The sequence below is a fragment of the Pseudomonas cremoricolorata DSM 17059 = NBRC 16634 genome (assembly GCF_000425745.1).
GTDB classification, from domain to species: Bacteria; Pseudomonadota; Gammaproteobacteria; order Pseudomonadales; family Pseudomonadaceae; genus Aquipseudomonas; species Aquipseudomonas cremoricolorata.
The window spans coordinates 40,749-59,486 of the sequence record NZ_AUEA01000013.1 but is presented as its reverse complement, the minus strand read 5'-3'; the positions used below and the strand labels follow the sequence as shown (position 1 = coordinate 59,486).

General features: G+C 65.4%; 15 protein-coding genes. 3 read left to right on the top strand and 12 right to left on the bottom strand.

Going from position 1 to position 18,738, the window contains the following annotated elements; all coding sequences use genetic code 11:
* The first annotated feature begins 29 nt into the window (after positions 1–29).
* The 3 genes from H618_RS0115610 to H618_RS0115600 are packed head-to-tail and all read left to right on the top strand — an operon-like array spanning position 30 to position 4,661.
* Positions 30–2,063, top strand: a complete 2,034-nt coding sequence (locus tag H618_RS0115610) for a TonB-dependent receptor plug domain-containing protein (protein ID WP_033727718.1) — start codon at positions 30–32, stop codon at positions 2,061–2,063.
* Complete coding sequence (locus H618_RS0115605) at positions 2,050–3,342, top strand: ABC transporter substrate-binding protein (protein WP_081673791.1); 1,293 nt, start codon at positions 2,050–2,052, stop codon at positions 3,340–3,342. Before H618_RS0115610 ends, H618_RS0115605 begins: the two co-directional genes overlap by 14 nt.
* Positions 3,339–4,661, top strand: coding sequence for a di-heme oxidoreductase family protein (locus tag H618_RS0115600; protein ID WP_028695955.1), 1,323 nt, complete (start codon positions 3,339–3,341; stop codon positions 4,659–4,661). The genes H618_RS0115605 and H618_RS0115600 overlap by 4 nt, the downstream gene beginning before the upstream one ends.
* Positions 4,662–4,665: 4 nt before the next feature.
* Here H618_RS0115600 and H618_RS0115595 read toward each other — a convergent pair whose 3' ends face one another.
* From H618_RS0115595 to H618_RS21770, 12 genes are all read right to left on the bottom strand, one after another.
* A complete protein-coding gene (locus tag H618_RS0115595) occupies positions 4,666–6,033 on the bottom strand; it encodes a sensor histidine kinase (RefSeq protein WP_028695954.1) in 1,368 nt (455 codons plus the stop codon).
* Positions 6,030–6,692: a response regulator gene (locus H618_RS0115590; RefSeq protein ID WP_028695953.1), complete on the bottom strand. Its 663-nt coding sequence runs from the start codon at positions 6,690–6,692 to the stop codon at positions 6,030–6,032. The genes H618_RS0115595 and H618_RS0115590 overlap by 4 nt, the downstream gene beginning before the upstream one ends.
* A 106-nt stretch (positions 6,693–6,798) precedes the next feature.
* Positions 6,799–7,608 carry an SDR family oxidoreductase gene (locus H618_RS0115585; protein ID WP_028695952.1) on the bottom strand — a complete coding sequence of 270 codons (810 nt, stop codon included), beginning with the start codon at positions 7,606–7,608 and terminating at the stop codon, positions 6,799–6,801.
* Entirely contained in the window at positions 7,595–8,269 is a 675-nt protein-coding gene (locus H618_RS0115580) for an iron-containing redox enzyme family protein (RefSeq protein ID WP_028695951.1), read from the bottom strand. Before H618_RS0115580 ends, H618_RS0115585 begins: the two co-directional genes overlap by 14 nt.
* Positions 8,266–9,741, bottom strand: coding sequence for an AMP-binding protein (locus H618_RS0115575; RefSeq protein WP_028695950.1), 1,476 nt, complete (start codon positions 9,739–9,741; stop codon positions 8,266–8,268). Before H618_RS0115575 ends, H618_RS0115580 begins: the two co-directional genes overlap by 4 nt.
* Entirely contained in the window at positions 9,731–10,408 is a 678-nt protein-coding gene (locus tag H618_RS0115570; protein ID WP_028695949.1) for a thermostable hemolysin, read from the bottom strand. The genes H618_RS0115575 and H618_RS0115570 overlap by 11 nt, the downstream gene beginning before the upstream one ends.
* Before the next feature lie 108 nt (positions 10,409–10,516).
* Complete coding sequence (locus tag H618_RS0115565) at positions 10,517–13,021, bottom strand: TonB-dependent siderophore receptor (RefSeq protein WP_050577322.1); 2,505 nt, start codon at positions 13,019–13,021, stop codon at positions 10,517–10,519.
* 110 nt (positions 13,022–13,131) lie between these two features.
* Positions 13,132–14,073 (bottom strand): FecR domain-containing protein, encoded by a 942-nt coding sequence (locus H618_RS0115560; RefSeq protein WP_028695947.1) that lies wholly within the window; start codon positions 14,071–14,073, stop codon positions 13,132–13,134.
* Positions 14,074–14,076: 3 nt separating this feature from the next.
* A complete protein-coding gene (locus tag H618_RS0115555; RefSeq protein ID WP_028695946.1) occupies positions 14,077–14,580 on the bottom strand; it encodes a sigma-70 family RNA polymerase sigma factor in 504 nt (167 codons plus the stop codon).
* 179 nt (positions 14,581–14,759) lie between these two features.
* Positions 14,760–15,791: a methionine synthase gene (locus H618_RS0115550; protein WP_028695945.1), complete on the bottom strand. Its 1,032-nt coding sequence runs from the start codon at positions 15,789–15,791 to the stop codon at positions 14,760–14,762.
* Between the two features lie 27 nt (positions 15,792–15,818).
* Entirely contained in the window at positions 15,819–16,802 is a 984-nt protein-coding gene (locus tag H618_RS0115545; protein WP_028695944.1) for a DUF1852 domain-containing protein, read from the bottom strand.
* Between the two features lie 235 nt (positions 16,803–17,037).
* On the bottom strand, positions 17,038–18,723 hold the full coding sequence (locus H618_RS21770; protein WP_033727717.1) for a phosphoethanolamine transferase: 1,686 nt from the start codon (positions 18,721–18,723) through the stop codon (positions 17,038–17,040).
* Between the last annotated feature and the right edge of the window lie 15 nt (positions 18,724–18,738).

Sequence of the window (18,738 nt, the reverse complement as noted above, 5' to 3'; positions counted from 1 at the left end):
ACACGGTGGCATGCACGACAGGAGTTGTCATGAACGTCGCACCTTCTCGGGCATTGACCTTGGCCATCGTCGCCAGCGCCGCGCCCTTCGCCCTCGCCGATAGCCCCGCTTTCACCCTCGGCGAAATCCGTATTTCGGCGCCGGAAGACGAAAAGCTCGCCACCGGCAGCACCACCGTCGAGCTCAAGGACATTCGCCAGTTCGACCGCGAAACGGTCGGCCAGGCGCTGGCCCTGGCTCCGGGGGTCAACCTCGGCTACATCGGTGGTCGGGCCGAGCAGGTAGTGTCGGTGCGCGGCTTCGATCGCCTGCAAGTGCCGGTGTTCATCGACGGCATTCCCACCTACGTACCCTACGACGGCAACATCGACCTGGGTCGCTTCACCACCTACGACCTGTCGCGCATCGAGGTGTCGAAAGGTTTCTCGTCGCTGCTGTACGGCCCCAACGCCCTGGGCGGCGCGATCAACCTGATTACCCGTCGTCCCAGCGAAGCCTTCGAAGGTGAGGTGGGCGGCGGCCTGGAGATGACCGACCACGGCAACCCCAACGCCTGGCGCAGCTACGCCAACCTGGGCAGCAACCAAGGCAACTGGTGGATGCAGGGTGGCGTGTCGTACGTGGACTATGACTACACCATGCTCTCGGACGATTTCCGCCCCAATAACCTGCAGCAGGGCGATGGCCGCCGCGAAAACAGCCAGCGCCGCGATGGCAAGTTCAGCTTCAAGCTCGGCTTCACCCCGGTCGAAGGCGATGAGTACGTGCTCGGCTACGTGCAACAGCAAGGCCGCAAAGGCCAGCCGCCCTACGCGGGCGAGCTGCCCACCACCGGCCAGCGCAAGCGCTGGTGGCAATGGCCGCAGTGGGACAAGACCAGCCTGTACCTGAGCACCAACACCCGCTTTGGCGAGCATGGCCTGAAAACCCGGGTCTTCCATGACACCTTCAAGAACTCGCTGGAAAGCTACCAGTACGACCTGGGCCAAGTTGGCGCACTGCAAAACGGTTTCCCCAGCAAGTACGACGATGAGTCCAGCGGCTTCTCGGTCGAGGGTGATCTGGCCGTGACCGAGGCCAACCGTCTAGGCATCGCCTACCACTTCAAGGAAGACATTCACCGCTCACGGGATGGCGGCGACCCGCAGACCCACTTCCGCGACCAGACGCAATCGCTGGCTTTCGAAGACACCCTGCGCCTGAACGAGGTGTTCAGCCTGGTCGGCGGTGTGTCGTACAACTACCGCAAGAGCCTGGATGCCGAGAACTACGGCACCAATGCCAGCTCGCCGCGCGTCAAGACGCTGTACGACGAACCCACCGGCAGCGACGACGCGGTCAATGGCCAGCTCGGCCTGTTCATGAACACCCAGCCGCTGTTCGACCACGACGGCCAGGTGCGCCTGACCGTGGCGCGCAAGACCCGATTCGCCACCATCAAGGACCGCTACTCGACGCGTTTCGGTACGGTGATTCCAAGCCCCGACCTGAAATCCGAACGCGCCACCCACTACGAGCTGGGCTACAGCGGCGCGCTGACGCCGCAGTGGCGCCTGGATGCGGCGTTGTTCGTCAGCAACATCGACGACTCGATCCAGCAGGTCACGGTGCCGGCCCAGGACAATTGCGCAGCCCCCTGCGGCCAGTATCAGAACATCGCCAAGGCGCGTAACCGCGGGTACGAACTGGGCCTGAACGGCGAAGTCGGCGACTGGGAACTGGGCGCCAGCTACACCTACCTCGACCGGGAAAACCGCAGCAACCCCGAACTGCACCCCATCGATACTCCCCGGCACAACCTGTTCGCCTCGGCGGTGTGGAACCTCGACGCCTGGCAGCACACCTTCAGCGTCGAGGCCGCCTCACGCCGCTACAACACCTCGGATGGTCTGCAAACCTCCAGCGGCTATGCGGTGTACAACGCCAAGAGCGGCTACCGCTTCAGCAATGACGTGAAGGTGGAAGCCGGCGTGCGCAACCTGTTCGACCGCCTGTACAGCTACAGCGAAGGCTATCCGGAGCCGGGCAGAACCCTGTTCGTGCAGTTCAATGCGCCGCTTTAAGCCGTGGTTGCTGGCCCTGTGGTCGATGAGCGCGCTGGCCGCGTCCGGCGAACCTGTGGTGGTCATGACCAGCTACCCGGAAGAAGTCATGAGCCGCTTCGAGGAGGCCTTCAGCGAAGCTCATCCGCAGTGGCGCGTGCAGATCCTCTGGCGCCAGGGCTACGATGCCCTGCCCTGGCTGCGCCAGCCCGAACAAGGCGGCGTCGATGTGTATTGGGCGCCGTCGCCGGGTAACTTCGAGCGCCTGGCAGCAGAAAACGCCTGGCAACCTTTGGGCGTCGACCTGCGTGGCCTGCCGGCACGCATTGGCGCCACCCCCTTGCGTGATGCGCAGGCGCGCTACCAGGCCACCGAGCTTGCCGGCTACGGTTTTGCCAGCAACCCGCAACGGCTGCTGCAACTGGGCGCGCCAACCCCGAAAGACTGGCCTGACCTGCTCGACCCGCGCCTGCGCGAACACATCGCCTTGCCCGACCCGGCACGGGTCGGCTACGCGCCGGTGCTGCTGGATATCGTTCTGCAGGCCTACGGCTGGGAACGCGGCTGGGCGCTGTGGAGCGAGCTGGCCGGGCGCGCCAGGCTGGTCAGCCGCGGCGGCAGCCTGGTCAGCGACGAGGTGGCCAGCGGTCGCTCGGCGCTGGGCCTTTCGATCGACTTCTTCGTCGCCTCGGCGATCAGCAACGGCCAACCGGTACGCTTCACCTACCCCGTGCATGGCGGCCTGAACCCAGCGCATATCGCCATCAGTGCGGCCTCGAAACACCCCGATGGCGCACGCGCTTTCGTGCGCTTCGTGCTGTCCGAGGCCGGACAACGGCTGCTGGCCGACCCGGAAATCCGCAAGCTGCCGGTACGCCCAGACGTCTACCGCAGCCTGCCGGCGCATTACCCCAACTCGTTCCGCAGCGCGCAACGAGGCACCTTCGCCTACCACAACAGCAGTGCCGAGCGCCTGGCGCTGGTCACGTCGCTGTTCGTGCAGTGGCTCGGCCAACCCCACGAGCGCCTCAATGCGCTGTGGCAGCGGATTCATGCCGGGGAAGCCGCCGGGCATGACCTCAGCGCCGTGCGCGCCTGCCTCAGCGAACCGCCAGTGAGCGCCAGCGCTGCCGAGGCACCGGCATTGCTTGCGCTGTTCGCCGCGCGTCCCTCGGCGGGCATGGACAGCGTGCCTACCAGTGAGCAAGAGCCGCTGGGCCAGCAAGAGATCGCCTGGCAGTTCTACAGCGCCCAGCGGCAGGCCGAGGCGCAGCGTTTGCTCGAGGCCATGGGCCTGTGAACACGCGCTGCGCCCTGCTCGTCCTTGGCCTGCTGCTCAGCGCCGGGGGGCACGCCGAGGTGCAGCGGGAAGCCTTCGCCCAGCCGCTGCCGGCGCTTGCCAGCGACGCCCAGCTCGACCAGTTCTTCAAAGGCCGCGGCCTGTTTCGTCAGGCCTGGGTGATCGCGCCCTCGGCCGATGAATCCGCCCAGGGCCTCGGCCCGCTGTACAACCGCATCACCTGCATCGCCTGCCATCCGCGCAACGGTCGCGGCCAGGCGCCAGGTGATTCCGAGGCGCCGATGCGCAGCATGCTGGTGCGCCTCTCGGTGCCGGGCACGGATGCCCACGGCGGCGTGCTGCCGCACCCGGTGTATGGTGATCAGCTGAATGAAAACGGCATTCCCGGCGTCCCCGGTGAAGGCCGCGCACATCTTGACTGGCAGTACAGCGAGGTGACCCTCGACGACGGCCAGCGCGTCGAGCTGCGCGAGCCGCGCATCCGCTTCAGCGAACTGGCCTACGGCGCGCTGAACGACGTGCAGACCTCGGCACGTGTCGGCAGCGCGGTGTTCGGCCTGGGGCTGCTGGAAGCTGTCGACGCGCAGACCCTGCAGCAGTTGGCCTCAGCGCCCAAGGCGGACGGGGTTGCGGGGCGGGTCAACTGGGTGTGGAGCGTCGAGCGCCAGCGCCTGGAAGTCGGCCGCTTCGGCCTCAAGGCCAACCAGCCCGATCTGCCGCAACAGATCGCTAGCGCCCTGCACGGTGATCTGGGCATCACTACGGCGCTGTATCCGCAGCAGAACTGCACGCCAGCCCAGATCGAGTGCCAACAGGCCGAACGCGGCCCACAGCCCGAGCTGGACGCCCAGCGCCTGAGCGCCCTGCACTTCTACCTGGCGCATCTGGCCGCACCGCCTCGGCGAAAGCGCGACGCCGCGCCGATCAAACAGGGCGAGCAACTGTTCAGCGAGCTGGGCTGCGGGCAATGCCACATCCCGCGCCTGACCACCGGCCAGCACCCCAACTACCCGGCGTTGTCGCGGCAACCGATCGAGCCCTACACCGACTTGCTGCTGCACGACATGGGCGCAGGGCTGGCCGACCATCGCCCCGACTACCTGGCCAGCGGCCGTGAATGGCGCACCGCACCGCTGTGGGGCCTGGGCCTGAGCGAAGTGATCACCCCCGGCGCCGGTTACCTGCACGACGGCCGCGCGCGCACTGTGACAGAAGCGATCCTCTGGCACGACGGCGAAGCACGACCCGCCCGCGAGCGCTTCAGCGCCTTGCCGGCGGCGCAACGCGAACTGTTGATGGGCTTTCTACGTTCGCTGTAGCCGCTCAGCGCCGGGCGATGCGCAAGGTGGCGGTCAGGCCGCCGCCTGCGCGGTTGTCCAGGCGAACATCGCCGCCCAGGCGCTCGGCGATGGTCTGCACGATGGTCAGGCCCAGGCCTACGCCCTGGTCGTTGCCTGAACTGAAGAAGCGCTCGAAGACCCGCTCGCGGTCAGCCTCGGCGATGCCCGGGCCGCGATCGGCGACACTCAGACTGAAATGGCTTGGCGCGCTGCTCAGCGTCACGCTGATGGTGGCGCCGGGCGGCGAGACGTGGGCGGCGTTGCTCAGCAGGTTGTGCAAGGCGATGGTGACCCAGCCGACATCGACGCGGGCATGGTAGTCGCCAGGTTGCACATCGAACTCTAGCTCCAGACCTTTATCGAGCAGCCAGGCGGTGAGCTGCACCAGGCTCTCGCGCACGCTGGCCTGCAAATCGATGGCAGGCAACGCTGCGCTGCTGGCACGGGGTTCGAGGCGGGCCATGGTCAGCAACTGGTTGACCAGCCGGGTGGTGCGATCGACGCCGCTGATCAGGTAGTGCAGCGATTGCGCCTGCTGCTCGGCACTGCCTGCTTCCAGCAGGTTCTGCGCGTGCACCCGCAGCACCGCCAGCGGCGTGCGCATCTCGTGGGCGGCATCGGCGATGAAGCGCCGCTCGCGCGCCAGCACCTGCTCGATCTGCGCCAGCATGCGGTTGAGCGCCGACTGCATCGGTTCCAGTTCGCTGGGCAGCGGCAGCAGGTGCAAGGGCTCCAGCGAGCCGGCATGCCGCGCGCGCAGCGTGCTCGCCAGATCGGCCAGTGGTTGCAGGCCCCAGCCGATCGCCAGCCACACCAGCGCCGCGAGAATCAGGCTGCCGATGACGTTGGGCCATAGCGTGTGACGCACGATGCGCTGCACCAGGTCGGCGCGCACGTCGTCACGCTCGCCGACCCAGATACGCAACTGATGCTGCGCATCGAGCAAGACGAAGCCGCGCCAGGTGCGTTGGTTGAGGTCGGTGACATCGCTGAAGCCAGGCTCGCTTGGCGGGCGTTCGAAGCGCGGCGCGCTGGCGGTCTGCACCAGCAGCGCGTTCTGCTGGTTCCAGACCTGAAAGGCAATCTTGCGCTCATAGGGATGCCCGTCGACCTTCGGCGCGGCCTCGCCCAACGCCTTGTTGAATGCCTGATACAGCGCCGCCTGCTCGCCCACGGCCACCGGCATGCGCATCACCCCTTGCAGCAGGCGAGCGTTCTGCGCCAGTTGCGCGTCGTACACCTCGGCAATTTCGTGGCGACTGTCGTGCAGGTTGAGCAGGCTGATGATCAGCAGCCCGCCCAACAGCAGGCCGATGATCAGGGTCAGGGTGCGGCGGCGAATCGAGCTCATCGCTTGGGTTCCAGCCGATAACCGACACCGCGCACGGTGCGAATCAGCTCGGCGGAGAACTTCTTGCGCAGGTGATGAATGTGCACCTCCAGAGTGTTGCTTTCGGCCTCCTCGCTCCAGCCGTAGAGCAACTGGGTGAGGCGCTCGCGGGACATCACCCGCCCCGGCGGCGAGAGCAACTCGTGCAGCAGTTGGTATTCCTTGGGCGTCAGCGCCACCGGCTGGCCCTGGTAGCTGACCTGCTGGCTGCTGGGGTCGAGGACGATGCCGGCATGCTCGATCAGCGCACTGGCGCGTCCGGCACTGCGCCGCAGCAGCGCGCGCAGGCGCGCCTTGAGTTCGGCCAGGTCGAACGGCTTGACCAGGTAATCGTCGGCGCCAGCATCGAGGCCGGCGATACGGTCTTCCGTGGCATCGCGGGCGGTGAGAATCAGCACCGGCAGCGCCGCCCCGCCCTGGCGCAGGCGGCGCAGCACTTCCAGGCCATCGAGCTTGGGCAGGCCGAGGTCGAGCACGGCAAGGTCGAAGCTTTCACTGCGCAGGGCATGCAGCGCGCTGCTGCCGTCCTGCAGCCAGTCGACGGTATAGCCCTCGCGGCGCAGCGCCTGGTGGATGCCCTCACCGAGGGCGACGTCATCTTCGATCAGTAGTAGCCGCACCCGCGCCTCGCTCAGTCAGTCTTGTCGGCCAGCAGCGCCCGGCACCCCTGGCCTGGCGCTGCTGAAGGTAGAAGCGATCCCTGGAAAAGTACAGGCTTGGCCGCACTCAGGGTTTCGCTGCCTCCACGGTGGGTTTCTGGCTCAACCGGCGAATCAACGGCAGGTGCTTGCGCAGCGCCCAGTCGACCAGTTTCGGCAGCACGCTGTTGAGGCGCACGAAGAGCCGTTCCGGGCAGCCTATAAACAGCTCGCGACGCCCGCCGGCAATCGCCCGCAATACCGCAGCGGCCACCTCCTGCGGCTCGTCCACGCCACTGTTGAGCGCCTCGTTCAGGGCCTGAGCAGCGGCGCTGTTCATGCTGGTGCGGGTGGCTCGCGGGGCAACATACAGCACGTTCACCTGGGTATCGGCCAGCTCGCGGCGCAGCGCTTCGGAAAAGCCGCGCAAGGCGAACTTGCTGGCGCTGTAGGTGGCGTAACCGGGGTAGCCCAGCGAGCCCAGGGTCGAGCCGACATTCACCACCCTCGCCTCCCCGGCCATGCGCAGTTGCGGCAACAGCGCGCGGGTCAGGCAGATCGGCACGGCGACATTCAGCGCCAGCATCGCCTGCACCTGGTCGTCATCGAGCTGTTCGAGCAGGGCGAAGCGATTGACCCCGGCGGCGTTGATCAGCAGGTTGCAGCCGCCAGCGCGCTGCGCGGCCTGCACCACCTGCTGGCGATCGCTGGCGCGGGTGAGGTCGGCCTGTACCCAGCGTACTTGCTGCGGGTAGCGCGCCAGCAGGCCGCGCAAGGCCTGTTCGTGCCGCGCCACCGCCAGCACCTGGGCGCCGGCTGCGCACAAGCCTTCGGCAATCGCCAGGCCGATGCCGCCGCTGGCCCCGGTGAGCACCACCCGCGCCTCAGACCAGCGCATGGGCAGACTCCTCGACCCGCGGCAGGCCACGGAACATGTCGGTGTACAAGCGATACACCACCTTGGAGGCGTGAATCACCGCCGCGTGGTCGGCCGGGTCTTGCAGTTGGTCCATCAAGCGCCGGTAGGTCTGCATGTGCTCGACGTCCAGCGCGCCATGGGAATTGAGGTAGCGAAACGCCGTGTCGGGCAGGCCCAGGCGGCTCTGCACGCTGCCGGCGGCTTGGGTCGCCAGGGCGATGCTGGTGCCTTCGAGCACGTTGACCATGCCGAACAAGCCCACCGGATTGCCCCGGGCGATCAGGTCGTAGAGAAAGCTCACCATCAGCTCGATGGGCAACGCCGGGGTGCCGTCACGCACCGCTTGTGGATCACCGCCGCAGGCTTGCAGGTCGTCGAGAATCCACGCTTCGTGGCCGTATTCCTCATCGATGTATTCGCACACCGCAGCACGCAACCACTCCAGCCGCGCCGGCAGTCGCGCACCACAGGCCATCATCAACGGCACGGTGTGGCGCACGTGGTAATAGGCCTGGGTGAGAAAGCCGCGATAGCCCTCGAGGCTGACCTGGCCTTGCAGTGCGTCACTGATGATCGGCAAGGTGAACAGGGTCTGGCGCTCGCGGCGGGTGGCGTGTTGCAAAGTCTCGAAGAAGCTCATGGGGTGATGTCCTCGGTGGGCAGGGTGGCACTGAGCAGGGCGCGATAGCGCTCGATGATGGCGTCGCGGCGCAGACGGCCGTTGCTGGTGAGCAAGCCGTTGGCGGTGCTGAAAGGCTCGTTGAGGCGGCTCCAGCGGTGGACCTGGGCGTAATCGGGCAGACCCTGATTGGCCCGGGCCACGGCCTCGGCCAGGTGCTGGTCGCTAATGGCCGGGTCGTGCGGCCAGAGCAAGGCGTGGTTGTGCGCCTGCGCTTCGCCATGCACCAAGGCCTGGGCGATGACCCCGCCCTGACTGAGTTCGGCCTCGACCCACTCCGGGTTGACGTTGCGCCCGAAGCTGGTGATGAACTGATGCTTCTTGCGCCCACGCAGGAAGAGGTAGCCGTCGGCGTCGAACCAGCCCAGGTCACCGGTCGGCCACCAGCCCTCGGCCGGCGCCGGCTCACCCAAGTAACCCAACAGCGTGGCGCCCTTGACCAGCACCTCGCCATCCTCGGCCAGGCGCACCTGCACATGGGGCAACGGCAGGCCGACGCTGCCGGAGCGCTGAGCTTGGGGCCGGTTCAGACACACCACCGAGGCGCATTCCGACAGGCCGTAGCCTTCATACAGCGGCAGTCCTACCCGCTGCGCCCGCGCCAGCAAAGACGCCGACACCTTGGCCCCACCCACCGCGACGAAGCGCAGGCCGCGCGGGTCGAAGGCGCCCTGCTCGGCGGCCAGCACCAGCAGTTGCAGCAATTGCGGCACCAGAATCAGGCTGTGCGGCCGAGACTCGGCCAACAGGGCGAACAGGCGCGGTGCATCGACCCCGCTGGCACCGTGCAGGCCAACCCGCTGCAAGCTGGGCAGGCTGAGGCACGCGCCAGCGAGCAACGCGGCATAGCCACCGATGTTCTCCAGCAACACCGCCAGCGGTAACAGCGCCAGATGCTGGCGCGGTGCGTTGACCGCGCTGGCCTGGTGCAACGCCTGGGCCACGCCGAGCACGCTGGCGGCGCTCAGGCACACCCCTTTCGGCGTGCCGGTGGTGCCGGAGGTAAAGGTCAGCTTGGCGGTGCCGGGCAATAACTGCCCGGGCGCCACCGGTCGCTGCCAGAACGGCCCCGGGCGGTAGCCGGCGGCACGCAACTCATCGTCCAGGGCAGGTTCGGCGATCACCACGTCGCAGCCACTGCGCGCCAGGCAATGGCTGCGCTGCGCCGCAGTGAAGAAGCCCGGCAAGGTCACGCAGGCCAGGCCTTCGAACAGCACGGCCAGATCCCACAGCATCGCATCGATGCCATTGTCCAGCAGCAACGCCACCACCCTCGCGCCACGCTCACGCAGGCACAGGCGACGCCGCTCGACCTCATCCAGCAGTTCGGCGTAGCTGACCTGGCGCTGATCGCCGAGCAGCGCCACGGCATGCGCGTCGCGCTGGGCATGACCGCGCAGCCGCTGATGGAACTGCTCCAGCTCAGGCGACATGGCTCACCTGCCCGCCTTCGGCGTCCAGGCCCAGGCGGGCGAAGATGCCGGCCTCGCGCAAGTGGGTGAAACCGGCGCGGATATTGCCCACCTGCACCTGCGGCTGCTGCTGGTAGTAACGGCCCCAAGCGTGGCGCTGCTCGCCCAGGCGCAGGGGGTCGGCGAGGCACAGCGCCTGCGGTTCGAGGCCGAGGCGATGAAAACTGTTGGTGAGGGTAGCGGCACCGGTGAAGGTCACCCACTCCAGCCCGGCGCTGGCCAAAAGGTAGGTCAGGGCGACGATGCTCAGCCGCGCACTACCGGTGTCGACGGCGGCCAGGTTGCCGATTTCGACGATGCTGCTGCGGCGCACCAAGCCTTGCATGCGCTCACTGACCAGCCGCTCGATGGGTACATCGAGGTACTGCTCGAGAAACAGCGCTGCACTTGCCGCCAACCGCGCACCGGCTATCGCATGCAGTGCGCCGTCTGCATCGGTGACGGCAAACAGCTCGGGCATGAACTGGCTGATCTGCGCGCCGTGGACGCAGCGGAAGCGCTCGGCGATGAAGGTTTCGCAGGCCAGTCGCGACGGTGTTGCCGGTTGCACCCGAGCAACACTGAGCGCCTCGCCGTGGGCGGACACCACGCGCAAGGTGGCAGGCAGGTAACGAAAGTGACAGGGCATGCTCGATGACTCCCGTGGATGGCATGGGCCGGGAGTATCGAGAAGGTTTCTTAATGAAGTCTGAAGATCAGGCCGGGCATCAGCGTGGTGTGGATGCCCGGCTGTGCATCAGAATTCGCCGCGCAGGCTGACGGTGAAGTTGCGCGGGGTGCCGTAGAAGTTGCCGTAGTCCGAGTAGCCGACGGTGGAGTAGTAGTGCTTGTCGAACAGGTTGTCCAGGTTGCCGGCCACGCTCCAGTGCTCGTCCAGCTGGTAGTGGGCGAAGGCGTTCCACAGCGCGTAGCCGGCCTGCGAGAAGCGGTAGTCGACGCTGTCGCCGGTGAGGCCGCCGTTGGCATCGCGCAGCAAGGCACTGCCCGACACATAGCTGGCGCTTTGCGCGGTGACGCCGCCGCCGATCTTGAGCGGCGACAGCACCCCGGGCAACTGGTAGGTGGCGAACAGCTTGGCCAGGTGGCGCGGGGTCAGCGAGTTGTAGGCCGCGCCGGATACCTTGTTTTCGTTGTGGTTGTAGGTGTAGCCGAAGGTGGCTTCGAGGCGTTCGGCCAGCTCACCGCTGACTTCGAAGTCCAGGCCCTTGCTCACCACTTCGCCATCGTCGGTGTAGCAGCAGCTGGTGCCGGTGGTGGAGTTGGAGCTATACGGGTAACGCGGGTCGCGCAGGGCCGAGCCGTTGCGCTGGGTGTAGTACACCGCGGTATAGGTATTGAGGCGTCCGCCGAGCAGTTCGCCCTTGATGCCGAGTTCGTAGTTGCGTCCGGTGATCGGGTCGAGCGAGGTGCCGCCGCCGGGTGGGCCGGTGTAGCGATCGGACTGGGATTTGTAGATTTCCGCCACGCTGGTGTAGGCGGTCCACTCCGGGGTCAGGTCGTAGGTCAGGCCGCTGTAGGGCAGAAACACCCGGGTGTCTTCGAACTTGTTGGGCGTGCTCAGGCCCGTGGAGTAGGTCACGTTGTCGTAGTTGTAGTGGTAGTTGTTCAGGCTGCCACCGATGAACCAGTGCAAAGGCTCGGCCAATTGCAGGCGCAACGCGCCGTAGACGCCGTCGGTCTTGGTTCTTTGGGTCAGCAGACCGTACGGGGTCGAACGGCCCTTGTTGGAAGGGTAATCCTTGGGATCGAAGTTGAAGATGTCGTCGACCACGACATCGCCGCTGACGTAGGTGTCGTCCCGACCGTTGCTGTCGGTCCAGTTCCAACCGGCGGTCAGGCCATGCTCCAGGCCAAACCACTCGAACGTGCCCTTGAGCGAGACATCGATGGCCTTCTCGGTTTTCGGGAAATCCTGCGTACCGCCTTCGGCGACGACCCCGCCGCCGGTCTGCGGGTCGACGGCACCGTTGAAGTTGTAGTCGTTACGGTACTCACGCTGGCGGTTGTACTGGGTGTCCAGGCTCAGGGTCCAGGCGTCGCTCAGTTGGCGGTCCACGTGCAGGAAGTAGGTGTCGTTGGTCAGGTAGCGCACATCGGTCGCTCCGGCCAGGTAGGTGCTGCGCGGCAGCTTGAGGTCTTCGCCAGTGGCGTAACGCGGCAGGCCGTAATCCTGGTCGCTGCCGCGCAGGTTGTCGTGGGTCATGCCGCCATACAGCGTGGTGGTGTCATCGAGGTCAGCTTCGAGCACGCCATACACCAGCTTGCGCTTGGCCCCGGCGTAGTCGATGAAGCTGTTGCGGTCCTGGTTCACCGCCACCAGCCGCCCGCGCAGGCGGCCATCGAAGGCCAGCGGGCCGCTGACGTCCAGCTCCTGGCGGTAGTTGTCCCAGCTGCCGGCCGAAAGCATGATGCTGGCCTGGGGCGTTGCCGTGGGCCTTTTGCGCACCAGGTTGACGGTGCCGCCCGGCTCACCGGCGCCGGCGAACAGGCCATCGGCGCCCCGCAGCACCTCCACATGGTCGTAGATGGCGGTGTCCATCTCCATCCACGCGGCATGGCGCAGGGTGGCGCCACCGTCGAGGCGGAAGTTGGTCACCTCGAAGCCGCGCGAGAGGTAAACGGCGCTGGTCATGCTGCCCTGGAATTCGGTGATGCCGGTGGTCTGCTGCAGGGTTTTGCCAAGGGTGGTGAGCTGTTGGTCCTGCAGGCGCTGCCGGGTCATGACGCTGACCGTCTGTGGGGTCTCCTTGATCGACTGCGGCGCCTTGCCGACCGACACCTGGCCCACGGTGTAGGAACGGCTGCCCTCACTGACGTTGCCCAGCGTATCGCTCAACCCGTCGACCGTGGTCGCGCCCAGTTGCAGCGCGGTGTCGCTGCTGTCCTGGGCCAGCAAGGTGTAGCTGGCGCTACCATGGGCGACCGCTTGCAGGCCAGTGCCTTGCAACAGGCGATCGAACGCGGCCTGCGCGCTGAACACCCCCTGCACGCCCGGCGAGGTGCGGCCACGGCTCAGCCCCGGCTCGTAGGAGATGCTCGCCTTGACCTGGCTGCCATAGGCTGACAACGCGCCCTCCAGAGGGCCTGCGGGAATGGCGAAGCGGTACTCGCGCTGCTGCGTCTGCGCGCAGACTGGCGCGCTGAGCGCAGTGAAGGCGACAGGAATGACGACAAGAGCGGTGCTGAGCGCCAGCGGCAAGGCGCGAAGGCGAGCGTGACGGTGTGCGGTAATGCCTGACATGACGGTGCGATTCTCCAGTGGCAGATGGACGGCGTCTGCGCGCCTCTCTGTCTCTGTCGAATGAGAATCAGAATCTACAACACCTGGCTGCAAAAAAAGTTTCGACTCGGTCAAGCCACCGGCTGCAGCCGCTCGACCCGCCCCCACCAGCGGCTGATCCAGCGCACCCGTATTGGCAAGGTGCCACTGAGGTTGGCCAGCACCGCGTCGCTGTCGTCGACCTGGAAGATCCCGGAAATACGCAGCCCCGCCGCCTGCTCATCGCACACCAGGCGCCCCGGTCGATAACGCGCCAGTTCGGCGATGAACGCATCCAGACGCCAGTCCGCGACGATCAACTGCCCGCGCAGCCAGGCATCGGCACCGGCCGCCAGCGCAAGCATCGGTTGCACCTGCGTAGCGCTGAATAGCAGCTGCTGACCGGCCTCGACCCGCAGCCCTGCGGCGGCCAGTGGGCTGACCTGCACGGCATGCTCGAACACGCTGAGCTGGGTGCCGGCCTCATCGCTGCGCACTATGAAGCGCGTGCCCAGCGCTTGCAGGCTGCCGACCGCAGTCTGCACCCGGAACGGTCGTGAATCGGCAGCGGTTTCGATCAACACCTCGCCCCTGCGCAGGCGCAGGTGGCGCTGCTGCGCGTCGAACTGCACATCCAGCGCCGTGTCGGTGTTGAGCACCACCCGCGAGCCATCGGCAAGGGTGACGTGGCGCCGCTCGCCGACCCCGGTGTGCAGGTCGGCCAGGGTGTTGCGCCACGGTGAGTACGGCAAGCCCAGCGCCGCGCTGCCGCCAGCGGCCAGCAGCAGCGCCAGTACCTTGAGCACCTGCCGGCGCTGGGCCTGGGCGCCGCTCAGCGCGGCCTTGGCAATGCCGCCATCGAGGCCGCCAAGGGTCGCCTGCAAGCGCGTCACCCGCGCCCAGGCCAAGGCATGCGCCGGGTCACTTTGCAGCCACTGGCGATGCGCTTCGCGGGCCGCATCGCCCTGCTCGCACAGGGTCACGTACCACGAGGCCGCCGCTTCCAGGGTCTGCAGGCTCGGTTTGCCAGACACGGCTCAGTCCTCGACCAGCAACAGGCACTGGGCCATGGCGCGGATGAAGTGCTTGCGCACGGTGTTGCTCGACAGCCCCAGACGCCGACCGATCTCGACGAAACTCAGGCCATCCAACTGCGCCAGCAGGAAAATCTCCCGCGCCCGCGGGCACAGCCCGTCGAGCATCGTATCGATCAGCAGCAACGTCTCGAGGATGATGCTGCGCGTCTGCGGCGAGATGTCCAGCGCCTCGGGCTGCGCCGCCAGGGCCGCCAGGTAGGCCTGTTCCAGAGAACGGCGGCGGTACAGGTCGACCAGCAGGCTGCGAGCGACGGTGGTCAGGTAGGCCCGCGGCTGGCGCAGCTCATCGAAGCGGCGCTGGGTCATCACCCGAACGAAGGTGTCCTGGGCCAGGTCCGCCGCCTGTTCCCGGCAACCGAGCTTGCCGCGCAGCCAGCGGTGCAGCCAACCGTGGTGGTCGCTGTACAGCCGCTGTAGGGCGAGTCGTTCTGTGGCGTCGGACATGGCGAAGGGGGTGCTGGGAAAAGGCGAATGATAATACACCTCATTAGCACAAAAGCAGTAATCGCCTTATCGCAACTCTGATAGAAAGCCGAATCTGACGCCCAGATTTGAAACGAGGAAAGGGGCAACCCCTCGCCTATTCATTACTACGAGTCCGTCGCCCCTGCGGTATCGAGAAATTACCGATTCAACAACTCACGCCGCACGATCTCGGCACCCGCACTCAAGGCGTTGAGCTTGCCACGGGCCACCTCACGCGGCAGTGGTGCCATGCCGCAGTTGGTGCACGGGTACAACTTGTCGGCGTCGACGAACTGCAGCGCCTTGCGCAAGGTGGCGGCCACCTCTTCCGGGGTTTCCACCGCATGGTTGGCGACGTCGATCGCGCCGACCATGACCTTCTTGCCGCGAATCAACTCCAGCAAGTCCATCGGCACGTGGGAGTTATGGCACTCCAGCGAAATGATATCGATGCTCGACTGTTGCAGTTTCGGGAACGCCTGTTCGTACTGACGCCACTCCGAACCCAGGGTCTTTTTCCAGTCGGTGTTGGCCTTGATGCCGTAGCCATAGCAAATGTGCACAGCGGTTTCACACTTGAGCCCTTCGATGGCCCGCTCCAGTGTGGCGATGCCCCACTCGTTGACTTCATCGAAGAACACGTTGAACGCCGGCTCATCGAACTGAATGATGTCGACACCCGCCGCTTCCAGTTCCTTGGCTTCCTGGTTGAGGATCTTGGCGAACTCCCAGGCCAATTTTTCCCGGCTCTTGTAGTGCGCATCGTACAGGGTGTCGATCATGGTCATCGGGCCAGGCAAGGCCCACTTGATCGGCTGCGACGTTTGCGCGCGGAGGAACTTGGCGTCTTCGACGAACACCGGCTTCTGCCGCGCCACTGGGCCCACCACGGTCGGCACACTGGCGTCGTAACGGTCACGAATGCGCACGGTTTCGCGCTGGGCAAAGTCGACGCCGCTCAGGTGCTCAATGAAGGTGGTGACGAAGTGCTGACGGGTCTGTTCACCGTCGCTGACGATATCGATACCGGCCTGCTGCTGTTCACGCAGCGATACGCGCAAGGCATCTTGTTTGCCTTCCACCAGTGCATCGCCTTCCAACTTCCAGGGCGACCAGAGGGTTTCCGGCTCGGCCAGCCAGATGGGTTTGGGCAGGCTGCCAGCGGTGGAGGTGGGGAGTAACTTTGTCATGATAAAAAACCTTGTACGAATGATCGATCAACGCGCGTAGTTCGCAGCCCATTGCTGCAACACAGGGCCATACGGCTTGATGAAATGCTCTTCGGCGAAGCGCCCCTGCTCGGTGGCCAGGCGACTGCGCTCTTCCCGGTCGTAGACGATACGGGTCAGGGAGTAATCCTCATGACGCAGGCTCGGCTGGTACGAGGCAGCGGCAGCCGAGTTGGCGTTGTAGATTTCCGGCCGGTAGATCTTCTGGAACGTGTCCATGGTGCTGATGGTGCTGATCAGCTCCAGCGCCGTGTAATCGCCCAACAGATCGCCCGAGAAATAAAACGCCAGCGGCGCGACACTGCCTGGCGGCATGAAGTAGCGCACGGTCAGGCCCATCTCGCGGAAGTAGTCGTCGGTCAGCGAGTATTCATCCTGGCGATACTCGACACCCAGCACCGGGTGGTGGTTGTCAGTGCGGTGATAGGTCTTGCTGCTCGACACGCTCAGGCAAATCACCGGCGCCTTGTGAAAGTGCGCGCGGTACGCCTCGGACTCGACGAACGACTTGAACAACTTGCCATGCAACACGCCAAAGTCTTCCGGCACCGGCAAGGCCGACTGCGCCTGATGGTGTGCAGGCAGCACGATGCTGAAATCGTAATCGCGCACATACGACGAGAAATTATTGCCGACCATACCTTCGATACGCTCGCCGGTGCGGTGGTCTATCACCGCGGTCTTGAGGATTTCAATCAGCGGCAGTTGGTGCTCGAGGCTGCCTGCGGCCAGCTTCATTTCCACCGAAACGATGTCCAGCTCGACCGAATAACGATTCGCCTCGGGGTTGTCCCAGTTGGCCAGGGCATTGAAGCGGTTGTTGATCATGCGCAGGGTGTTGCGCAGATTGTTCTGCCGATCAGCGCCCCGCGCCAGATTGGCGAAGTTGGTGGTGATACGCGTATTGCCCGATGGCTGGTAATGCTCATCGAAGGCAATGCGCTTGATGGCGAAAGTGAACTCACTGCTCATGTCGGCCTGGCACCTTGAATGCGGAAGAAGGTCGGTACGCTGCGCGCTTGTGGCTCGCAGCGTCGGTCATTGGCCGGCAGTTTAGGGGCGGTGAAGGGCGTGGAGCTAATGAAACGATTTCAGAGGATCTTTAGCCATGCTCATGTTGGCTTCGCTTCATGTTGAATTTCCCTCAACACGCAGACAGCGATGCCGTGTACGGTCAGACACTCAAAAACTGCAGTTGATTACCTTCTCAGCCATTGTCACCAGCGCAGCCTCTTGCCACTGGCTTGACCAGCAACATACTGAGTTGCTCCGGCGCCTGATGCACCAGACCACCCGGCGTTTCGCAGACACGCTGGACGAAGTTGTCGGTAAACAGCAGCTTGCCGTGCACGAAGTACTCATCGGCGCGCAGGTTGGGGTTGTCGATTCGTGTTCCCAGCCGGGCGGCCAGCCATTTACCGGCCTCGTAATGACTGATCCAGCGTTCCCGGGCGAATTCGCTCATCGCCTGCCCAGGCGCATCACGCGCCACCACGATCATCGGTACATCGCTGACTTCCGGCACCAGGTCGTTGTGCCCCCAGTATCCGCCCTCCCCCAGGCGCTGGCCGTGATCGCCGGTGATGATCAGGTAGCGCTCGCCCTCGAGCTTGTCGAAGTCGGCGATGACCTCCCCCAACAGGCTATCGAGGTAATGGATCGAGTTGTCATAGGCGTTGCTCTGCCCGTCCGGGCCGCTGTCGGGCCATGGCATGGGGCGTGATTCATGCCGGTAGTTCTGCGCATAAGGCAGGTGCGCGGTGCGCAGGTTGAGCACGACGAAGTTGCGCTCGGCCCAACGCTGCTGATCGAGCACATCCAGCAAGGCGCGGTCCTGGCGCTGGAGAAAACGCAGTGGGTGATCTTCACGGGTGATCGAGACATCCAGGTAGCGGCTGCCCAGATGCGCCAGCAGCTTGGACTCCTGCGAGGAGATCCAGTGGGTGCGAAAACCCGCCTGCTGGGCAAAACGGAACAGGTTGACCTGGCCGGTGCGCAGCAGTTGGTCCTTGCCGGGCTCACGAATCGGGTTGAGCAAGTACGGCAGGCTCACATCGGTGGCCACACCCGCCGCGATGCCTGGACGAACGAAGGCGCTGGGGTGTTGCTTGAGGTAGCCGGAAAGCTGCGGCGTGGTGTTGCGTTCATAGCCGAACAGCCCCAGACGGTCAGTGCGCAGCGAGTCGGCCACCACCAGCCAGACATGCTTGGCAGTGCTCGGCACGCCGCTCAGCTGGTACGGCGCGTACGGCGTCGGCGGCAGTTCGACCCCATCGCGGAAAGCCAGTCGCACCGACCAGGCCGAAAATACGTTGAGGCTATTGTGCAGAGCGCTGCGATTCGGGCTGGCGGCGAAGGAGTCGAGGTTGCGATAGGTGGCACGGTAGGGTTTGGCCAGCAGCACCAGCGCGATCAACACCAGTGCCCAGCGGCTGGCAGGAAGCGCGACGCGGCCTGGCAGCCTCACATGCAGGGCCAGAAGCGCCATATAGGGCAAGGCCACGCACAACAGCGCCGGCCAGTGCTGAGCCAGGCTGTGCCGCGCCGTCTGACTCACCTCGGCCGGATCATTGAGCAACGACTGAATATCGGTGGCACTCAGCGGTTCACCGAAGAAGCTGATGTTGGCCAATTGCATGAGCTGCATCGCCGCGAACAGCAGCAACACCCCAACCGTCAGCGCACGCAGGTTGCCGAGCCAGAGCGCGGCGCTGAACAGCCAGAGCACGATGACATAGCTCAGCTCCAGTTCAGCGCGATTGTTGGAGGTGTACAGCTGCTGGAGAAAGTCATCGAGCAACAACAAGGCGCAACTGAGCGTTGCCAGAGCAGCCAGGTTGAGCCACGGACGTAGCCCCCCGGTCGGGCGGGGAAGCGCTAGGGAAAGGTGCATGCGGGTGTCCTGGAG

What these genes read in the sequence shown, in the direction of transcription:
- H618_RS0115610 (WP_033727718.1), top strand. Translation starts at nt 30, where the DNA reads ATGAACGTCGCACCTTCTCGGGCATTGACCTTGGCCATCGTCGCCAGC.
- H618_RS0115605 (WP_081673791.1), top strand. Translation starts at nt 2,050, where the DNA reads ATGCGCCGCTTTAAGCCGTGGTTGCTGGCCCTGTGGTCGATGAGCGCG.
- H618_RS0115595 (WP_028695954.1), bottom strand. Translation starts at nt 6,033, where the DNA reads ATGAGCTCGATTCGCCGCCGCACCCTGACCCTGATCATCGGCCTGCTG.
- H618_RS0115585 (WP_028695952.1), bottom strand. Translation starts at nt 7,608, where the DNA reads ATGCGCTGGTCTGAGGCGCGGGTGGTGCTCACCGGGGCCAGCGGCGGC.
- H618_RS0115580 (WP_028695951.1), bottom strand. Translation starts at nt 8,269, where the DNA reads ATGAGCTTCTTCGAGACTTTGCAACACGCCACCCGCCGCGAGCGCCAG.
- H618_RS0115575 (WP_028695950.1), bottom strand. Translation starts at nt 9,741, where the DNA reads ATGTCGCCTGAGCTGGAGCAGTTCCATCAGCGGCTGCGCGGTCATGCC.
- H618_RS0115570 (WP_028695949.1), bottom strand. Translation starts at nt 10,408, where the DNA reads ATGCCCTGTCACTTTCGTTACCTGCCTGCCACCTTGCGCGTGGTGTCC.
- H618_RS0115565 (WP_050577322.1), bottom strand. Translation starts at nt 13,021, where the DNA reads ATGTCAGGCATTACCGCACACCGTCACGCTCGCCTTCGCGCCTTGCCG.
- H618_RS0115555 (WP_028695946.1), bottom strand. Translation starts at nt 14,580, where the DNA reads ATGTCCGACGCCACAGAACGACTCGCCCTACAGCGGCTGTACAGCGAC.
- H618_RS0115550 (WP_028695945.1), bottom strand. Translation starts at nt 15,791, where the DNA reads ATGACAAAGTTACTCCCCACCTCCACCGCTGGCAGCCTGCCCAAACCC.
- H618_RS0115545 (WP_028695944.1), bottom strand. Translation starts at nt 16,802, where the DNA reads ATGAGCAGTGAGTTCACTTTCGCCATCAAGCGCATTGCCTTCGATGAG.
- H618_RS21770 (WP_033727717.1), bottom strand. Translation starts at nt 18,723, where the DNA reads ATGCACCTTTCCCTAGCGCTTCCCCGCCCGACCGGGGGGCTACGTCCG.